General features: G+C 72.0%; 14 protein-coding genes. 13 read left to right on the top strand and 1 reads right to left on the bottom strand.

Translation table 11 applies throughout. The features are described 5' to 3' along the window. The first annotated feature begins 2 nt into the window (after window positions 1-2). The 12 genes from CCZ36_RS04045 to CCZ36_RS03990 all read left to right on the top strand — a co-directional run bounded on the left by CCZ36_RS04045 (window position 3) and on the right by CCZ36_RS03990 (window position 14,995). A complete protein-coding gene (locus tag CCZ36_RS04045; protein ID WP_128817040.1) occupies window positions 3-1,289 on the top strand; it encodes a dihydroorotase in 1,287 nt (428 codons plus the stop codon). Next, window positions 1,286-1,894, top strand: a complete 609-nt coding sequence (locus CCZ36_RS04040; RefSeq protein WP_128817039.1) for a PH-like domain-containing protein — start codon at window positions 1,286-1,288, stop codon at window positions 1,892-1,894. The genes CCZ36_RS04045 and CCZ36_RS04040 overlap by 4 nt, the downstream gene beginning before the upstream one ends. After that, window positions 1,891-3,030 (top strand): glutamine-hydrolyzing carbamoyl-phosphate synthase small subunit, encoded by a 1,140-nt coding sequence (gene carA, locus CCZ36_RS04035; protein ID WP_069737330.1) that lies wholly within the window; start codon window positions 1,891-1,893, stop codon window positions 3,028-3,030. Before CCZ36_RS04040 ends, carA begins: the two co-directional genes overlap by 4 nt. Then, window positions 3,023-6,331, top strand: a complete 3,309-nt coding sequence (carB, locus tag CCZ36_RS04030) for a carbamoyl-phosphate synthase large subunit (protein WP_069737329.1) — start codon at window positions 3,023-3,025, stop codon at window positions 6,329-6,331. The genes carA and carB overlap by 8 nt, the downstream gene beginning before the upstream one ends. A gap of 84 nt (window positions 6,332-6,415) precedes the next feature. Continuing rightward, window positions 6,416-7,528, top strand: coding sequence for a quinone-dependent dihydroorotate dehydrogenase (locus CCZ36_RS04025; RefSeq protein WP_069737328.1), 1,113 nt, complete (start codon window positions 6,416-6,418; stop codon window positions 7,526-7,528). After that, the gene (gene pyrF, locus CCZ36_RS04020; RefSeq protein WP_128817038.1) at window positions 7,525-8,364 is read left to right on the top strand and encodes an orotidine-5'-phosphate decarboxylase; all 840 of its coding nucleotides are present in this window, start codon (window positions 7,525-7,527) and stop codon (window positions 8,362-8,364) included. The genes CCZ36_RS04025 and pyrF overlap by 4 nt, the downstream gene beginning before the upstream one ends. Window positions 8,365-8,610: 246 nt before the next feature. Continuing rightward, complete coding sequence (locus CCZ36_RS04015; protein WP_003970367.1) at window positions 8,611-8,934, top strand: integration host factor; 324 nt, start codon at window positions 8,611-8,613, stop codon at window positions 8,932-8,934. Window positions 8,935-8,972: 38 nt separating this feature from the next. Continuing rightward, window positions 8,973-9,566 carry a guanylate kinase gene (gene gmk, locus CCZ36_RS04010; RefSeq protein WP_053562000.1) on the top strand — a complete coding sequence of 198 codons (594 nt, stop codon included), beginning with the start codon at window positions 8,973-8,975 and terminating at the stop codon, window positions 9,564-9,566. Between the two features lie 61 nt (window positions 9,567-9,627). After that, window positions 9,628-9,900, top strand: a complete 273-nt coding sequence (rpoZ, locus tag CCZ36_RS04005; protein ID WP_003970369.1) for a DNA-directed RNA polymerase subunit omega — start codon at window positions 9,628-9,630, stop codon at window positions 9,898-9,900. A gap of 149 nt (window positions 9,901-10,049) precedes the next feature. Beyond that, window positions 10,050-11,261: a bifunctional phosphopantothenoylcysteine decarboxylase/phosphopantothenate--cysteine ligase CoaBC gene (coaBC, locus tag CCZ36_RS04000; protein ID WP_128817037.1), complete on the top strand. Its 1,212-nt coding sequence runs from the start codon at window positions 10,050-10,052 to the stop codon at window positions 11,259-11,261. A 232-nt stretch (window positions 11,262-11,493) separates the two neighbouring features. Next, on the top strand, window positions 11,494-12,702 hold the full coding sequence (gene metK, locus CCZ36_RS03995) for a methionine adenosyltransferase (protein ID WP_069737325.1): 1,209 nt from the start codon (window positions 11,494-11,496) through the stop codon (window positions 12,700-12,702). A 148-nt stretch (window positions 12,703-12,850) separates the two neighbouring features. Next, the gene (locus tag CCZ36_RS03990) at window positions 12,851-14,995 is read left to right on the top strand and encodes a primosomal protein N' (protein ID WP_069737324.1); all 2,145 of its coding nucleotides are present in this window, start codon (window positions 12,851-12,853) and stop codon (window positions 14,993-14,995) included. A 90-nt stretch (window positions 14,996-15,085) separates the two neighbouring features. Here CCZ36_RS03990 and CCZ36_RS03985 read toward each other — a convergent pair whose 3' ends face one another. After that, window positions 15,086-15,649, bottom strand: a complete 564-nt coding sequence (locus tag CCZ36_RS03985; RefSeq protein WP_069737323.1) for a hypothetical protein — start codon at window positions 15,647-15,649, stop codon at window positions 15,086-15,088. 337 nt (window positions 15,650-15,986) lie between these two features. Between CCZ36_RS03985 and fmt the strand changes: the two genes are divergently transcribed. Continuing rightward, window positions 15,987-16,919: a methionyl-tRNA formyltransferase gene (gene fmt, locus CCZ36_RS03980; protein ID WP_069737322.1), complete on the top strand. Its 933-nt coding sequence runs from the start codon at window positions 15,987-15,989 to the stop codon at window positions 16,917-16,919. Window positions 16,920-16,952 lie beyond the last annotated feature (33 nt).

The following is a 16,952-nucleotide window of genomic DNA, read 5'->3' as shown; positions in this document are numbered from 1 at the left end:
CCATGAGCAAGATTCTTATCCGCGGTGCGCGGGTCCTCGGCGGCGAGCCGGGGGACGTCCTGATCGACGGCGAGACCATCGCCGAGGTGGGCACCGGCCTCGAAGCCGAGGGCGCCACCGTGATCGAGGCCGAGGGGCAGGTCCTGCTGCCCGGCCTGGTCGACCTCCACACCCATCTGCGCGAGCCCGGCCGCGAGGACTCCGAGACCGTCCTCACCGGCACCAAGGCCGCGGCCGTCGGCGGCTTCACCGCCGTGCACGCCATGGCCAACACCTTCCCCGTCGCCGACACCGCCGGCGTCGTCGAGCAGGTCTGGCGGCTCGGCAAGGAGTCCGGCTACTGCGACGTACAGCCCGTCGGCGCCGTCACCGTCGGCCTGGAGGGCAAGAAGCTCGCCGAACTCGGCGCCATGCACGACTCGGCCGCCGGGGTGAAGGTCTTCTCCGACGACGGCAAGTGCGTCGACGACGCCGTGATCATGCGCCGCGCCCTGGAGTACGTGAAGGCCTTCGACGGCGTCGTCGCCCAGCACGCCCAGGAGCCCCGCCTCACCGAGGGCGCCCAGATGAACGAGGGCATCGTCTCGGCCGAGCTGGGACTCGGAGGCTGGCCCGCCGTCGCCGAGGAGTCGATCATCGCCCGCGACGTCCTCCTCGCCGCCCACGTCGACTCCCGCGTCCACATCTGCCACCTCTCCACCGCCGGCTCCGTGGAGATCGTCCGCTGGGCCAAGTCCAAGGGCTGGAACGTCACCGCCGAGGTCACCCCGCACCACCTCCTCCTCACCGACGAGCTGGTCCGCACCTACAACCCGGTCTACAAGGTGAACCCGCCGCTGCGCACCGAGGCCGACGTCCTGGCCCTGCGCGAGGCCCTGGCCGACGGCACCATCGACTGCGTCGCCACCGACCACGCCCCGCACCCGCACGAGGACAAGGACTGCGAGTGGGCCGCGGCCGCCATGGGCATGGTGGGCCTGGAGACCGCGCTCTCGGTCGTCCAGCAGACGATGGTGGACACCGGCCTGATCGACTGGGCGGGCGTCGCCGACCGCATGTCCTTCCGCCCCGCGGCCATCGGCCGGCTCGAAGGACACGGCCGTCCCGTCTCGGCGGGTGAGCCCGCCAACCTCACTCTGGTCGATCCGGCATACCGTGGAGCAGTGGACCCCGCGGGCTTCGCGTCCCGCAGCCGCAACACCCCCTACGAGGGCCGTGAGCTGCCGGGCCGTGTCACCCACACCTTCCTGCGGGGCCGTGCCACGGTCGTCGACGGGAAGCTCGCGTGACAACTCTGCCCCCCCTGTACCAGCTGGCCGCCGAGCAGAAGTCGGCGGAAGTGACGGACTGGGCCGCCCGCATCGCCTGGGTGGTCGGCCTGTTCGTCTTCATCGCCCTCGTCTACTGGCTGATGCGCCAGGGCTGGAAGTGGCGCGCCAACCTCCAGTCGGACCTGCCGGATCTCCCGGCCACCCCCGAGGACTTCGCCGACGACGAGACGCTGCTGACGATGGAGGGGCGCTACCACGCCTCCACCACCGCCGGTCAGTGGCTCGACCGGATCGTCGCGCACGGGCTCGGCACCCGCAGCCGTACCGAGCTGACGCTCACCGCCCGCGGCCTGGACGTCGTACGTCCCGGAGCGGCGGACTTCTTCATCCCGGCCGCCGCCCTGCGCGAGGCCCGCCTCGACCAGGCGCTCGCGGGCAAGGTCCTCCCCGAGGGCGGCCTGCTGATCATCACCTGGGCGCACGGCGAGACGCTGATCGACTCCGGCTTCCGCTCCGACCGCGCCGCCGAGCACCAGGCCTGGGTCGACGCCGTCAACCGGCTGACCGGCGCCCCGGCCGCCACCGAACTCACCAGCACCACGACGGAAGGCACCGCACGATGACCCTCTCCACCCGGGGGGCACAGACCCCCGCCGTACTCGTCCTGGAGGACGGCCGCGCCTTCCGCGGCCGCGCCTACGGGGCCGTGGGGGAGACCTTCGGCGAAGCGGTGTTCTCCACCGGCATGACCGGCTACCAGGAAACGCTGACCGACCCCTCGTACCACCGCCAGGTCGTCGTCATGACCGCCCCGCACGTCGGCAACACCGGCGTCAACGACGAGGACCCCGAGTCCGCCCGTATCTGGGTCTCCGGTTACGTCGTCCGCGACCCCGCCCGCAAGCCCTCCAACTGGCGCTCGCAGCGCTCGCTGGACGAGGAGCTGGCCGCGCAGGGCGTCGTCGGCATCAGCGGTGTCGACACCCGCGCCCTCACCCGCCACCTGCGCGAGCGCGGCGCGATGCGCGTCGGGATCTTCTCCGGCGAGGCGATCCCCGACGAGGGCACCCTCCTCGCCCGGGTCCGCCAGGCCCCCGAGATGACCGGCGCCGACCTCTCCGCCGAAGTGGCGACGAAGGAGGCGTACGTCGTCCCCGCGATCGGCACGAAGAAGTTCACCGTCGCCGCGATCGACCTCGGCATCAAGGGCATGACCCCGCACCGGATGGCCGAGCGCGGCATCGAGGTGCACGTCCTGCCCGCCACCGCCACCCTGGACGAGGTGTACGCGGTCCAGCCCGACGGCGTCTTCTTCTCCAACGGCCCCGGCGACCCGTCCACCGCCGACCACCCGGTCGCCCTGATGCGCGGCGTGCTGGAGCGCTCCACCCCGCTCTTCGGCATCTGCTTCGGCAACCAGATCCTCGGCCGCGCGCTCGGCTTCGGCACCTACAAGCTGAAGTACGGCCACCGCGGCATCAACCAGCCGGTGCAGGACCGCACCACCGGCAAGGTCGAGGTCACCGCGCACAACCACGGCTTCGCCGTCGACGCCCCGCTCGACAAGGTCTCCGACACCGCGTTCGGCCGCGCCGAGGTCTCCCACGTCTGCCTGAACGACCAGGTCGTCGAGGGGCTCCAGCTCCTGGACCGGCCCGCGTTCAGCGTCCAGTACCACCCCGAGGCGGCCGCCGGCCCGCACGACGCCGCGTACCTCTTCGACCGCTTCGTTTCCCTGATGGAGGGCCAGCGTGCCTAAGCGCTCCGATATCCAGTCCGTCCTGGTCATCGGCTCCGGTCCGATCGTCATCGGCCAGGCCGCCGAGTTCGACTACTCCGGCACCCAGGCCTGCCGCGTCCTCAAGGCCGAGGGCCTGCGCGTCATCCTGGTGAACTCCAACCCGGCGACGATCATGACCGACCCGGAGATCGCCGACGCCACCTACGTCGAGCCGATCACCCCCGAGTTCGTCGAGAAGATCATCGCCAAGGAGCGCCCCGACGCGCTTCTGCCCACCCTCGGCGGCCAGACCGCGCTGAACACCGCGATCTCCATGCACGAGAACGGTGTGCTGGAGAAGTACGGCGTCGAGCTCATCGGCGCCAACGTCGAGGCGATCAACAAGGGCGAGGACCGCGACCTCTTCAAGGGCGTCGTGGAAGCGGTCAAGGAGAAGATCGGCTACGGCGAATCCGCCCGCTCCGTCATCTGCCACTCCATGGACGACGTCATCGCCGGCGTCGACACCCTCGGCGGCTACCCCGTCGTCGTCCGCCCCTCCTTCACCATGGGCGGCGCCGGCTCCGGCTTCGCCCACGACGAGGAGGAGCTGCGCCGCATCGCCGGACAGGGCCTCACGCTCTCCCCGACCACCGAGGTGCTCCTGGAGGAGTCCATCCTCGGCTGGAAGGAGTACGAGCTGGAGCTGATGCGCGACAAGAACGACAACGTCGTGGTCGTCTGCTCCATCGAGAACTTCGACCCGATGGGCGTCCACACCGGCGACTCGATCACCGTCGCCCCGGCCATGACGCTCACCGACCGTGAGTACCAGCGGCTGCGCGACGTCGGCATCGCGATCATCCGTGAGGTCGGCGTCGACACCGGCGGCTGCAACATCCAGTTCGCCATCGACCCCACCGACGGCCGGGTCATCGTCATCGAGATGAACCCCCGCGTCTCCCGTTCCTCGGCGCTCGCCTCCAAGGCCACCGGCTTCCCGATCGCCAAGATCGCCGCCAAGCTGGCCGTGGGCTACACCCTGGACGAGATCCCCAACGACATCACCGAGAAGACCCCGGCCTCCTTCGAGCCGACCCTCGACTACGTCGTCGTCAAGGCCCCCCGCTTCGCCTTCGAGAAGTTCCCCTCCGCCGACGCCACCCTCACCACCACCATGAAGTCGGTGGGCGAGGCCATGGCCATCGGCCGGAACTTCACCGAGGCCCTCCAGAAGGCCCTGCGCTCGCTGGAGAAGAAGGGCTCGCAGTTCGCCTTCACCGGCCCGGTCGGCGACAAGGCCGAACTGCTCGCCGAAGCGGTCCGCCCGACCGACGGCCGTATCAACACCGTCATGCAGGCGATCCGCGCCGGAGCCACCCAGGAAGAGGTCTTCGACGCCACGAAGATCGACCCCTGGTTCGTCGACCAGCTCTTCCTGATCAAGGAGATCGCCGACGAGCTCGCCTCCGCCGAACGTCTGGACGCCGACCTGATCGCCGAGGCCAAGCGGCACGGCTTCTCCGACGCCCAGATCGGCGAGATCCGCGGACTGCGCGAGGACGTCGTCCGCGAGGTCCGGCACGCGCTCGGCGTCCGCCCGGTCTACAAGACGGTCGACACCTGCGCCGCCGAGTTCGCCGCGAAGACGCCGTACTTCTACTCCTCCTACGACGAGGAGAGCGAGGTCGCGACCCGCACCAAGCCGGCCGTGATCATCCTCGGCTCGGGCCCCAACCGCATCGGCCAGGGCATCGAGTTCGACTACTCCTGCGTCCACGCCTCCTTCGCCCTGAGCGAAGCGGGCTTCGAGACCGTCATGGTCAACTGCAACCCGGAGACCGTCTCCACCGACTACGACACCTCCGACCGGCTCTACTTCGAGCCGCTCACCCTGGAGGACGTCCTGGAGATCGTGCACGCCGAATCGCTGGCGGGCCCGATCGCCGGTGTCATCGTGCAGCTCGGCGGCCAGACCCCCCTCGGCCTCTCCCAGGCGCTCAAGGACAACGGCGTCCCCGTCGTCGGCACCTCCCCGGAGGCGATCCACGCCGCCGAGGACCGCGGCGCCTTCGGCCGGGTCCTCGCCGAGGCCGGACTGCCCGCGCCCAAGCACGGCACGGCCACCACCTTCGCCGAGGCCAAGGCCATCGCCGACGAGATCGGCTACCCCGTCCTCGTACGGCCGTCCTACGTCCTCGGCGGCCGCGGCATGGAGATCGTGTACGACGAGACCCGCCTCGCCGCCTACATCTCCGAGTCCACCGAGATCAGCCCCACCCGGCCGGTCCTGGTCGACCGCTTCCTCGACGACGCCATCGAGATCGACGTGGACGCCCTCTACGACGGCCACGAGCTCTACCTCGGCGGCGTCATGGAGCACATCGAGGAGGCCGGCATCCACTCCGGCGACTCGGCCTGCGCCCTGCCCCCGATCACGCTCGGCGGGTACGACATCAAGCGGCTGCGCGCCTCCACCGAGGGCATCGCCAAGGGCGTCGGCGTGCTCGGGCTGATCAACATCCAGTTCGCGCTCTCCGGAGACATCCTCTACGTCCTGGAGGCCAACCCGCGCGCCTCCCGCACGGTCCCCTTCACCTCGAAGGCGACCGCCGTGCCGCTCGCCAAGGCCGCCGCCCGCATCTCGCTGGGCGCGACCATCGCCGAGCTGCGCGCGGAGGGCCTGCTGCCGAAGACCGGCGACGGCGGCACGTTGCCGCTGGACGCGCCGATCTCCGTCAAGGAGGCCGTGATGCCGTGGTCGCGCTTCCGCGACATCCACGGCCGGGGCGTCGACACGGTCCTCGGCCCGGAGATGCGTTCCACCGGCGAGGTCATGGGCATCGACTCGGTCTTCGGCACGGCGTACGCCAAGTCGCAGGCCGGCGCGTACGGCCCGCTGCCCACCAAGGGCCGCGCGTTCATCTCGGTCGCCAACCGGGACAAGCGCTCGATGATCTTCCCGGCCCGTGAGCTGGTCGCCCACGGCTTCGAGCTGATGGCCACCTCCGGCACCGCCGAGGTCCTCAAGCGCAACGGCATCAACGCCACGATCGTGCGCAAGCAGTCCGAGGGCCCCGGCCCGAACGGCGAGAAGACGATCGTCCAGCTCATCCACGACGGCGAGGTGGACCTCATCGTCAACACGCCGTACGGCACCGGCGGCCGCCTCGACGGCTACGACATCCGGACCGCGGCCGTCTCCCGCTCCGTACCGTGCCTGACCACGGTCCAGGCGCTCGCCGCCGCCGTCCAGGGCATCGACGCCCTCAACCACGGTGACGTCGGGGTTCGTTCCCTCCAGGAACACGCCGAGCATCTGACAGCGGCGCGCGACTAGCCGCCCGGAGAGGGGGACACCGGAAACGGTGTCCCCCTCTTCGCGAGCCCTGCCGAGCACCCCGAGCACCAAGGACACCTCCTCATGTACAAGCTCTTCTTCCGGCTGGTCTTCAAGCGGATGGACCCCGAGCGGGCCCACTACGCCGCCTTCCGCTGGATCCGCCTCGCCGCCCGGATCCCCGTCCTGCGCACCTTCGTCGCCGCCGCCCTCGCCCCCCGCCACAAGGAGCTGCGCACCGAGGCCCTCGGACTGCGGATGCACGGCCCGTTCGGGCTCGCCGCCGGCTTCGACAAGAACGCCGTCGCGATCGACGGCATGGCGATGCTCGGCTTCGACCACATCGAGATCGGCACCGTCACCGGCGAACCGCAGCCCGGCAACCCCAAGAAGCGCCTCTTCCGGCTCGTCGCCGACCGCGCGCTGATCAACCGCATGGGCTTCAACAACGAGGGCTCCGCCGCCGTCGCCGCGCGCCTGGCGGCCCGCAACCCCGTCTTCCGCACCACGGTCGGCGTCAACATCGGCAAGACCAAGGTCGTCCCCGAGGCCGAGGCCGCCGCCGACTACGTGAAGTCCACCGAGCGGCTCGCCGCCCACGCCGACTACCTGGTCGTCAACGTCTCCTCGCCCAACACCCCCGGTCTGCGCAACCTCCAGGCCACCGAGTCGCTGCGGCCGCTGCTCACCGCCGTACGCGAGGCAGCCGACCGCACCGTCACCACCCGGCGCGTCCCGCTGCTCGTCAAGATCGCCCCGGACCTCGCGGACGAGGACGTCGACGCCGTCGCCGACCTCGCCGTGGAGCTGGGCCTCGACGGCATCATCGCCACCAACACCACCATCGCCCGCGAGGGCCTCGGCCTGAAGTCCGGCCCCGAGCTGCTGGGCGAGACCGGCGGACTCTCCGGCGCACCTCTCAAGGCACGCTCACTGGAGGTCCTGAGCCGCCTGTACGCCCGGGTGGGGGACCGGATCACCCTGGTGGGCGTCGGAGGCATCGAGACCGCCGAGGACGCCTGGCAGCGCATCCTCGCCGGAGCCACGCTCGTCCAGGGCTACAGCGCCTTCATCTACGAAGGCCCCTTCTACGCCCGCGCGATCCACAAGGGCCTCGCCGCCCGGCTCGCCACCTCCCCGTACGCCACCCTCGCCGAGGCCGTCGGCGCCGAGACCCGGAAGAAGGCCGCCCTGTGACCCTCGAACCCTTCGGCGCCCGCCTGCGCCACGCCATGGACACCCGCGGGCCGCTCTGCGTCGGCATCGACCCGCACGCGTCCCTGCTCACCTCCTGGGGCCTGAACGACGACATCGCGGGCTTGGAGCGCTTCACCCGGACCGTCGTGGAGGCGCTCGCCGACCGGGTCGCCGTGCTCAAGCCGCAGTCCGCGTTCTTCGAGCGGTTCGGCTCGCGCGGCATCGCCGTCCTGGAGAAGGCCGTCGAGGAGTCCCGCGCCGCCGGCGCCCTCGTCCTCATGGACGCCAAGCGCGGCGACATCGGCTCCACCATGGGCGCCTACGCGGCGACCTACCTGGACAAGGAGTCCCCGCTCTTCTCCGACGCGGTCACCGTCTCCCCGTACCTCGGCTTCGGCGCGCTGCGCCCGGCGCTGGACGCCGCCGCCGTCTCCGGCGCGGGCGTCTTCGTCCTCGCCCTCACCTCCAACCCGGAGGGCGCCGAGGTCCAGCGGGCCACGGCCGCCGACGGCCGCTCGCTGGCCCAGGTGATGCTCGACCACATGGCCGCCGAGAACGAGGGGGCGGCACCGCTCGGCTCGGTCGGCGCGGTGGTCGGCGCGACGCTCGGCGACGCGGGGGTGGACCTGGCGATCAACGGGCCGCTGCTCGCGCCCGGCATCGGCGCCCAGGGGGCGACCCCGGCGGACCTGCCGGCGGTGTTCGGCGACGCGGTGGGCAACGTGGTGCCCAGCGTGAGCCGGGGCGTGCTGCGCCACGGCCCGGACGCGTCCGGGCTGCGCGAAGCGGCCGAACGGTTCGCGGACGAGGTCCGCGCCGCCGTATCCGGCAACTGACCCTGACACGTTTACAGCCTGTTGACGAATTACTGACGAGAAACCCGGTCGATATGTCGGGAAAATCCTGGTCGGCCACAGCTGACCAGGACTTTTCGTCTGTTCTCGCTGACTACAGCGGCCCTTGCCGCTAGTCTCCGTCGAAGAGCGGCCGAGCACAGCGTGTCCGGCTCTCACCTGGTGGGGTGGCGTCCAGCTTCCCCACCGGTCCGTATCCGACAGATCGACATCCGAGGTGACGTAGGCGTGGCTCTTCCGCCCCTTACCCCTGAACAGCGCGCAGCCGCGCTCGAAAAGGCCGCCGCGGCTCGCCGGGAGCGGGCCGAGGTCAAGAATCGACTCAAGCACTCCGGCGCCTCCCTCCACGAGGTCATCAAGCAGGGCCAGGAGAACGACGTCATCGGGAAGATGAAGGTCTCCGCACTGCTGGAATCCCTGCCGGGCGTCGGCAAGGTCCGCGCCAAGCAGATCATGGAGCGTCTCGGCATCTCCGAGAGCCGCCGGGTCAGGGGTCTTGGCTCCAACCAGATCGCATCCCTGGAGCGTGAGTTCGGCGGCAGCCCCGCCTGACGTTCTCAGGCACTCCTGAGAACCTGGATAATCGCTCCATGGCTGCAACATCCCGGGGGACGTCCCCCGTACCCCCGGACGTACGTCCGCGGCTGACCGTGCTCTCCGGCCCCTCGGGGGTCGGCAAGAGCACGGTCGTCGCCCATATGCGCTCCGTGCACCCCGAGGTCTGGCTCTCCGTGTCGGCGACGACGCGCAAGCCGCGCCCCGGGGAGCGCAACGGCGTCCACTACTTCTTCGTGGACGACGAGGAGTTCGACAAGCTCATCGCCAACGGCGAGCTGCTGGAGTGGGCCGAGTTCGCGGGCAACCGCTACGGCACGCCCCGCCGGGCCGTGCTGGACCGCCTGGAGGCGGGCGAGCCGGTCCTGCTGGAGATCGACCTCCAGGGCGCCCGGCTGGTCCGCCAGTCGATGGACGACGCGCGTCTGGTCTTCCTGGCCCCGCCGAGCTGGGAGGAGCTGGTGCGCCGGCTCACCGGCCGGGGCACCGAGGCCCCCGAGGTCATCGAGCGCCGGCTCGCCGCCGCCAAGGTCGAGCTGGCCGCCGAGGCGGAGTTCGATACGACGCTCGTCAACACCTCCGTCGAGGATGTGGCGCGCGAGCTGCTAGCCTTGATGCTTCAGGCCTAGATCCCGGCGATCGTCAAGACCGCTCGGATCTTTGATCTACACCCCCTTCGGAAGGCAGAGAGTGTCCTCTTCCATCACCACGCCCGAGGGCATCATCAACCCGCCGATTGATGAGCTCCTCGAGGCCACCGACTCGAAGTACAGCCTGGTGATCTACGCGGCCAAGCGCGCCCGTCAGATCAACGCGTACTACTCGCAGCTCGGTGAAGGCCTCCTCGAGTACGTCGGTCCGCTCGTCGACACCCACGTGCACGAGAAGCCGCTGTCGATCGCGCTCCGCGAGATCAATGCCGGTCTGCTGACCTCCGAGGCCATCGAGGGCCCCGCGCAGTAACGCAGCAGCATCGCAGCACCTTCACTCCAGGCCCGGCGGCCCGTCCGCCGGGCCTGAGGTGTGTCCGGGGCCGGATGAACGCCCAGCGGGAGGTGAGGCAGCATGGGACGCACATGTTGCCGTTACGGTGCCGAATGCGGGGAGACGCAGTGGACAAGCCGAAGGTGGTCCTGGGGGTCAGCGGGGGCATCGCCGCCTACAAGGCGTGCGAGCTGCTGCGCCGGCTGACCGAGTCCGGCCACGACGTACGGGTCGTCCCGACCGCCGCGTCGCTGCACTTCGTGGGGGCGGCCACCTGGTCGGCGCTCTCCGGCCACCCGGTCTCCGACGAGGTCTGGCAGGACGTCCACGAGGTCCCGCACGTGCGGATCGGGCAGGAGGCCGACCTGGTGGTGGTCGCCCCGGCCACCGCGGACATGCTGGCCAAGGCCGCCCACGGGCTCGCCGACGACCTGCTCACCAATACGCTCCTGACCGCCCGCTGCCCGGTGGTCTTCGCCCCGGCCATGCACACCGAGATGTGGGAGCACCCGGCCACCCAGGAGAACGTCGCCACCCTGCGCCGCCGGGGCGCCGTCGTCATCGAGCCCGCCGTGGGGCGGCTCACCGGCGTCGACACCGGCAAGGGCCGGCTGCCCGACCCCGGCGAGATCTTCGAGGTCTGCCGCCGGGTGCTGGCGCGCGGGGTTCCGGAGACGGACCTCGCGGGCCGCCATGTGGTGGTCAGCGCCGGAGGCACCCGCGAGCCGCTCGACCCGGTGCGCTTCCTGGGCAACCGCTCCTCCGGCAAGCAGGGGTACGCGCTGGCGCGCACCGCCGTGGCCCGGGGAGCCCAGGTCACCCTGATCGAGGCCAACACCGGGCTGCCCGACCCGGCCGGAGCCGACGTCCTGCGGGTCGGCACGGCCGTCCAGCTCCGCGAGGCCGTGGTGAAGGCCGCCGCCGACGCGGACGTGGTGGTGATGGCGGCCGCGGTGGCCGACTTCCGCCCCTCCGAGTACGCCACCGGCAAGATCAAGAAGCAGGACGGCGAGGAGGCGCCCGCGCTCACCCTGGTCCGTAACCCCGACATCCTCGCCGAAGTCGCGGGGGAGCGGGCCAGGCCGGACCAGATCGTCGTCGGATTCGCCGCCGAGACCGACGACGTGCTGGCCAACGGGCGTGCCAAGCTCCGCCGAAAGGGCTGCGACCTTCTCGTGGTCAACGAGGTGGGGGAGCGCAAGACCTTCGGCTCGGAGGAGAACGAGGCGGTCGTCCTCGCCGCCGACGGCCAGGAGACGCCGGTGCCGTACGGCCCCAAGGAAGCCCTTGCCGACACGATCTGGGATCTGGTTTCCGCCAGGTTCCAGCCGAATTCCTGATCAGCCCTTCGGCCGAGCGAAAACGCCCCATAACGCCGAAAACGGCGACCGAGGAGGGTGAATTGTCCTACTGGTGATCTGTGTGGCGCACGTCACGAACCTCCCAAAGGGCGAGACACCTGGCCCGGTCGCGGGAAGTGACCGATAAACTGGCCGACGGCACGCGCCGAGCGCAGCTCTCGGACGTACCACCCATGATCAGCCAGCAGCCGCTGCAACCCCAGGGAGCGATGTGTCCCGCCGCCTTTTCACCTCGGAATCTGTCACCGAGGGTCACCCCGACAAGATCGCTGACCAGATCAGCGACACGATTCTCGACGCGCTCCTGCGTGAGGACCCCTCCTCGCGCGTCGCCGTCGAGACCTTGATCACCACCGGTCTGGTGCATGTCGCGGGCGAGGTCACCACCAAGGCCTACGCCGACATCCCCAACCTCGTGCGCAACAAGGTTCTGGAGATCGGCTACGACTCCTCCAAAAAGGGCTTCGACGGTGCTTCCTGTGGCGTCTCGGTGTCGATCGGCGCCCAGTCGCCGGACATCGCGCAGGGCGTCGACACCGCGTACGAGAAGCGGGTCGAGGGTGACGAGGACGAGCTCGACAAGCAGGGTGCGGGCGACCAGGGCCTGATGTTCGGGTACGCCTGCGACGAGACCCCGGAGCTCATGCCGCTCCCGATCCACATCGCGCACCGCCTCTCCCGGCGGCTCTCCGAGGTGCGCAAGAACGGGACCATCCCCTACCTGCGCCCCGACGGCAAGACCCAGGTCACCATCGAGTACGACGGTGACAAGGCGGTCCGGCTGGACACGGTCGTCGTCTCCTCGCAGCACGCCTCGGACATCGACCTGGACTCGCTGCTCGCCCCCGACATCCGCGAGTTCGTCGTCGAGCACGTGCTCGCGCAGCTCGTCGAGGACGGCATCAAGCTGGACACCGAGGGCTACCGCCTCCTGGTGAACCCGACCGGCCGCTTCGAGATCGGCGGCCCGATGGGCGACGCCGGCCTCACTGGCCGCAAGATCATCATCGACACCTACGGCGGCATGGCCCGTCACGGTGGCGGCGCCTTCTCGGGCAAGGACCCGTCCAAGGTCGACCGCTCCGCGGCGTACGCGATGCGCTGGGTCGCCAAGAACGTGGTGGCCGCCGGGCTCGCCGCCCGCTGCGAGGTCCAGGTCGCGTACGCGATCGGCAAGGCCGAGCCCGTCGGTCTCTTCGTCGAGACCTTCGGCACCGCCGCGGTCGACACCGAGAAGATCGAGAACGCGATCGGCGAGGTCTTCGACCTCCGCCCGGCCGCGATCATCCGGGACCTCGACCTGCTCCGCCCGATCTACGCCCAGACCGCCGCGTACGGCCACTTCGGCCGGGAGCTGCCGGACTTCACCTGGGAGCGCACGGACCGCGTGGACGCGCTGCGCGCGGCCGCGGGTCTGTAACGACCGCAGGTCCCACCAGCACACAACAGCGGGGCCCGGACACCGAACGTGGTGGCCGGGCCCCGCTGCCGTGCTCCCGCGGCGGTCCGTCCTCCCACGCCGGTCCGTGCTCTCCGGACTGTCAGCGCCCTCTGGTAGGAATGCAGCTGTGAGCAGCGAGAACGAGCAGTCCGCCGAACCGGGTGCCGGGGCGCCGGAGCAGCTTGCGCTGATCAGGGAGACCGTGCGCCGGGCCAAGGTGCCGCGCGCCAAGCCGCGGACCTGGCGCGGCGCGGCCCTGGCCGAAGAGCTGCCCGTCGCCCGCGTCCTGGTCAACAAGGGCGTCCTCCACCTCGACCAGTACTTCGACTACGCGGTGCCCCAGGAGCTGGACGCCGACGCACAGCCGGGCGTCCGGGTGCGGGTCCGGTTCGGGGCCGGCGGGCGCAACGTCCAGGGCGGGCGACGGGAGGGCGGGGGCCTGATCGACGGCTTCATCGTCGAGCGCCGCGCCGACTCCGACTACCGGGGCGCGCTGGCCGCCCTCGCCTCCGTGGTCTCACCGGAGCCGGTTCTCGGGCCCGAGCTGCTGGCCCTCTGCCGCGCCGTCGCCGACCGGTACGCGGGCAGCCTCGCCGATGTCCTCCAGCTTGCCGTCCCGCCCCGCAACGGCCGCGCCGAGGCCAAGCCCTCCCCGGACCCGCTGCCCCCGCCTCCGCCCCCGGACCCGGGCACCTGGGAGCGGTACGCCCAGGGCCCGGCCTTCCTGCGAGCCCTGGCCGAGGGCGGCGCCCCGCGTGCGGTGTGGACCGCGCTGCCCGGACCGCACTGGCCCGCGGAGATCGCCGGAGCCGTCGCGGCGACGCTCTCCTCAGGGCGCGGCGCCCTCGTCGTCGTCCCGGACGGGCGGTCCGCCGCCCGGGTCGACGCGGCCCTGACCGAGGCGCTCGGCGCGGGGAGGCACGCCCTGCTGACCGCCGAATCCGGCCCGGAGAAGCGCTACCGCCAGTGGCTCGCGGTACGCCGGGGCTCGGTGCGGGCGGTCGTGGGCACCCGGGCCGCCATGTTCGCCCCCGTCCGCGACCTCGGCCTCGTCGTCGTCTGGGACGACGGCGACTCCAGCCACAGCGACGACAACGCCCCCTTCCCCCATGTCCGCGAGGTCCTGGAGCTGCGGGCGGCCCAGGGCCGCTGCGGCTTCCTGCTCGGCGGAACCAGCTGCACGGTAGAAGCGGCCCAGCTCGTGGAGAGCGGCTGGGCGCTGCCGCTCCTCGCGGACCGCGAGCGGCTGCGCCGGGCCGCCCCCCTCGTCCGTACGGTCGGGGACGGCGAGCTGGCCCGGGACGGGGCCGCCCGCTCCGCCCGGCTGCCCAGCCTCGCCTGGGGGGCCGTGCGCGACGGACTGCGCACCGGGCCGGTGCTGATCCAGGTTCCGAGGCGCGGTTACGCCCCCCGCCTCGCCTGCGAACGCTGCCGCACCCCCGCCCGCTGCCGGCACTGCGCGGGGCCCCTGGAAGCGCCGGACCAGCAGGATCTGAACTGTGCCTGGTGCGGGCAGGCCGAGCGGGCCTGGCAGTGCCCGGAGTGCGGCTCCACCCGGCTGCGCGCCCGGATCGTCGGCGCCCGCCGCACCGCGGAGGAGCTGGGCCGGGCCTTTCCCGCCGTGCCCGTCCGCACCTCGGGGCGCGACCACATCCTGGAGGCGGTGCCCGACGCCCCGGCCCTGGTCGTCTCCACGCCCGGCGCGGAGCCCGTCGCCGAGGGGGGGTACGCGGCGGCCCTGCTCCTGGACGGCTGGGCGATGCTCGGCCGGCCCGATCTGCGCGCGGGGGAGGAGGCGCTGCGCCGGTGGCTGGCGGCGTCGGCGCTGGTGCGGGGGCAGGAGGAGGGCGGCACGGTGGTGGTCGTGGCCGAGCCGACGGAGCGTGCGGTGCAGGCGCTGGTCCGCTGGGATCCGGCGGGGTTCGCCCGGCGGGAGCTGGCGGAACGCGCCGAGCTGGGCTTCCCGCCGGTCTCCCGGATGGCCTCGGTGACCGGCCCGCCCGAGGCCCTGGCCGCGTTCCTGCGGACCGCCGGGCTGCCGCCGGAGGCCGAGATCCTGGGACCGGTGCCGGCCCCTTCGGCCGCGCCCGGGCGGGCCCGCAGGCCGGGGGACGCACCGCCGGGCGAGACCTGGGAGCGAGCCCTGATCCGGGTGGTCCCAGGGCGCGGGGCGGCGCTCGCCCGGGCCCTGAAGACGGCGGTGGCGGCCCGTACGGCCAAGGGGGCGAGCGCGCCGGTACGCATCAGGATCGACCCGCCGGACATCGGCTGAGCCGGTGCCCGCGGGCCGTATGCCCGGGGCCCGGACAGGGGACTGCCCCGCCGTGCGACCGGCACGGTGGGGCAGAAGGCCGGCGTGCGGTCAGCCGTTGCGCGGGCCCGGGAACGCGCCGGGGCGCAGCTCCTCACGGGCCGGCTGGGGGGCCGCCGACGGCTGCGGCGGCATCGAACGGGCCGCCGGGACCGAGGGCACCGGGGAACCGGACTTGGCGGAGGATCCGGTGAGGCCGGTGCCGACGGAGACCGGGCGCGGCACAGCCGTGTTCTCGCCGCCCGTCTCGGCGGCGGGCTGCGGGGTGGCGCGGCGGGTTCCGTAACGGCGGTGGACGGCCTGCTTGGTGACGCCGAGGGCGGAGCCCACCGCGTCCCAGGAGAAGCCCAGCGAGCGGTCGAAGTCCACCGCGGCCGTCACCAGGGTCTCGACGCTGTCCCGCAGCTCCTGCGCGAGGCGGACGGTGGGGGCCGGGGCCCTGCCGTAGACGACGAAGCCCGCGGAAGGGCCGGAGCGGCGCGGACGGTAGACATTGCCCAGCTGGGCGGTGAGGGTGCGCAGCGCGTCCACCTGCCGCCTGACCCGCTCGATGTCCCGCACCAGAAGATGCAGACTGGCCCGCGCTTGGGCGTCGTGCGTTGCGTGGTCGGCCATGAAGAAGCCTCTCGAACCGGCGTTGAAAGGGATCGGGCCGCAATCGGGGCGGCCCGCTTCGGTCAATCTCCTTTGACCAACGCCCGAGCCGGGTATGTGGTCACGCTATCGGGGCGTATGTGCATATGCACGGGGCGTGCGCGGCGCGCGTACGCCCCCCGGTCGCCGCCCCCGCGCAAGGGAGGCGGCGAGGTCCGCGCAAGGGAGCGGCCAGCCCCCCCCCAAGGGAGTCGCCGCCCCTACACAAGGGAGCGGCCGGGCCCGGCCCCGCCCGAGACCCTAGACTGGTGTGCTGCTCGTCACCGTACGTCTTGGCCCGAGAGGCAGTCAGCCACCCATGAAGCTCGTCTTCGCCGGCACCCCCGAAGTCGCCGTCCCCGCCCTGGACGCCCTGATCGCCTCCGACCGCCATGAGGTGGCCGCCGTCGTGACCCGTCCCGACGCCCCCGCCGGGCGGGGCCGCCGACTCGTCGCGAGCCCGGTGGCCGAGCGGGCGGAGGAGGCCGGGATCGAGGTGCTCAAGCCTGCCAGGCCCCGGGACGAGGAGTTCCTCGCCCGACTGCGCGAGATCGCCCCGGACTGCTGCCCGGTCGTCGCCTACGGCGCCCTGTTGCCCAAGGCCGCCCTCGATGTGCCCGCCCGGGGCTGGGTCAACCTGCACTTCTCGCTGCTGCCCGCCTGGCGGGGCGCCGCCCCCGTGCAGCACTCCCTGATGGCCGGTGACGAGGTGACCGGCGCGTCGACCTTCCTGATCGAGGAGGGGCTCGACTCCGGCCCGGTCTACGGCGTCCTCACGGAGGAGGTCCGTCCCACCGACACCAGCGGCGACCTGCTCACCCGGCTCGCGTTCGCCGGCGCCGGGCTGCTCGCCGCCACCATGGACGGTATCGAGGACAACACGCTGCACGCCGTGCCCCAGCCGCACGAGGGTGTCACGCTGGCTCCGAAAATCACCGTCGAGGACGCCCAGGTCCAGTGGTCCGCACCCGCCCTGCGGGTCGACCGGGTGATCCGCGGCTGCACCCCGGCCCCGGGCGCCTGGACCCTGTTCCGCGGCGAGCGGCTCAAGCTGATCCAGGCGACCCCCGTCCTGGACCGCACGGACCTGGCTCCCGGCGAGCTGTCGGCCGCCAAGAACAACGTGTACGTCGGGACCGGATCGCACGCCGTCGAGCTGCTCTGGGTCCAGCCGCAGGGCAAGAAGCCGATGCGGGCCGCCGACTGGGCGCGCGGCGTCCGGATCGCCCACGGCGAGCTGCTGGGTCTGTAGCGGGCTTACGGGGCCCGGGGCGGCGTCCGCGAG

The sequence above is a fragment of the Streptomyces sp. S063 genome, from assembly GCF_002832675.1.
Classification (GTDB): domain Bacteria; phylum Actinomycetota; class Actinomycetes; order Streptomycetales; family Streptomycetaceae; genus Streptomyces; species Streptomyces sindenensis.
This window is presented reverse-complemented; position numbering and strand designations above follow the sequence as displayed.